Genomic DNA, 2,151 nt, shown 5'->3' with positions numbered 1-2,151 from the left:
GTCCACGGCCTGGGGGTCACCTGACCGAGGACCCGGGGGTCCTCCTTGGCCACCGAGCGCAGCAGCCCGGCCAGGGCGGGGGTGTCGGTGACCACCTGGACCAGCACCGTGCCGTCCTCGGCCGTCAGGCCCCGGACGGTCTCCAGCAGCTTCCAGGACAGGTCGCGGAACCGGCTCTCGGGCCGCCGCTTGGCGGTCTCCAGCCGGATCGCCCCGGGGACGTCCCCGGCGATGCCGCACAGCACGACCGCGCGGCGGTCGTGGCGGCGCCCGGGCGCGGCGGGCGCCGGGGCCCACTGCGGGACCGACAGGGTGGTGACGGGTGCCTCGGCGCGCTCAGTGACCGGCTCAGTGACCGGCTCGGCGGCGGGCTCGGCGAGGGGCCGGGCCACCGGCCGATCGGCCGGTCCCGGGACCGGTCCGGTCCGGGGAAACCAGAACCGGTCCCGGGCGAAGGGGTACCCGGGCAGGTGCACCCGCCCGGGCGGGGGGCCGCCGGCCGGGACCGACGGGTCGACGGCCTCACCGGCGATCCAGCGCGCCAGCGTGCCGGAGGCCTCGCCGCGTTCGCCGGTGGTCACGAACGCCCGCAGGCGGTCGGCGAGTTCGGCCGGGGAGGACACCGTCCAGCCGATCCGCTCGGCCATCTCCTCGCGGCCGGCCGTGAGGGTCCGGGCGACGGAGCGCAGCGACACCCCGTCCCCGTCCGAGGACTCCAGGAAGGCCAGCAGGTCCCGGGCCCGGTCGGTCAGCTGCCGGGCCGTACGGGCCGACAGCGGCACCGCGACGTCCCCGGAGGGCCCGCCCCGCTCCGCACCGTCCCGGACGTACTCCTCGACCACGACATGGGCGTTGACGCCGCCGAAGCCGAAGCTGCTCACCCCGGCGCGCCTCGGCGCCTCGTGGCCGTCGCGGTCGCGCGGGCGCGGCCACGGCTCGTTCTCCCGGACGAGGTGGAAGGGCCCGTCGGCGAGCTCCACGAACGGGTTGACCCGCCGCAGGTGCCGGTTGGCGGGCAGCACCCCGTGCCGGAGCGCGAGCAGCACCTTCAGCAGCCCCGCGATGCCCGCCGCGGACTCCAGGTGCCCGATGTTGGTCTTGACCGAGCCGAGCCCGCAGGCGCCGTCGTCGCTGCGGCCGAGCCGGCGGAACGCCGTGCGCAGCGCGCGGACCTCGACCGGGTCGCCGAGCGCGGTGCCGGTGCCGTGGGTCTCGATGTAGCCGATGGTGTCCGGGTCGAGGCCGCCGACCGCGGCGGTCACCAGCTCGGCCTGGGCGTCGGCGTTCGGCGCGGTGAGCGAGTTGGCCCGGCCGCCGTGGTTGTAGGCGCTGCCCCGGAGCACGCCGAGGATCGCGTCGCCGTCCCGCTCGGCCGCCGCCAGCGGCTTGAGGATCACGGCCCCGACGCCCTCGCCGCGCACGTAGCCGTCGGCGTCGGCGTCGAAGGTGCGGCACAGGCCGTCCGGGCTGAGCATCCCGGCGCGGTGGGCGCTGACGAAGGTGCCGGCGTCGAGCAGGACGTTCACCCCGCCCGCGATCGCCAGGTCGCACGCGCCGGACCTGATGGCCTCCATGGCCCGGTGCACCGCCACCAGCGAGCTGGAGCAGGCGGTGTCGATGGGCTCGCTCGGGCCGCGCACGTCGAGCAGGTAGGAGATCCGGTTGGCCAGGATCGAGTGGGTGTTGCCGGTCGCGGTGAAGGCGTCCGGCAGCACCCCGCCGGTGTTGAGCAGCGTCGCGTAGTCGTTGCCGGTGACGCCGATGAACACCCCGGTGTTGGCGGGGAGTTCGCTCGGCCGGTGGGCGCTGTCCTCCAGCGCCTGCCACACCGTCTCCAGCACCAGGCGGTGCTGGGGGTCCATCAGCTCGGCCTCGCGCGGCAGGATGCGGAAGAACGCCGCGTCGAAGGCATCGACGTCGTCCAGCACGCCCATCCGCTGGGGGAAGTCCAGGCCGGCGATGGTCCGGCGCTGGTCCTCGTCGTAGCGGTCCAGCGGGAAGCCGGTGACGGAGTCCCGCCCGGCCACCAGGTTGGCCCAGTACTCGGTGAGGTCGCGGGCGCCGGGGAAGCGTCCTGCGGCGCCGATCACGGCGATCGGCAGCAGCGGGTCCGTCCCGGCACGGGGTGACGGTGCCGGTGCGGGAGCCGTG

General features: G+C 76.0%; 1 protein-coding gene. It reads right to left on the bottom strand.

Annotated elements, in window-relative coordinates:
- Window positions 1–2,151: type I polyketide synthase (locus BU198_RS16285; protein ID WP_188297568.1), on the bottom strand; the 2,151-nt coding region annotated here is incomplete at both ends.

The sequence above is a fragment of the Streptomyces sp. CBMA156 genome, assembly GCF_014596515.1.
GTDB lineage: Bacteria > Actinomycetota > Actinomycetes > Streptomycetales > Streptomycetaceae > Kitasatospora.
The sequence above is the reverse complement of the archived record's forward strand: the minus strand, read 5'-3'. Positions and strand labels throughout refer to the sequence as shown.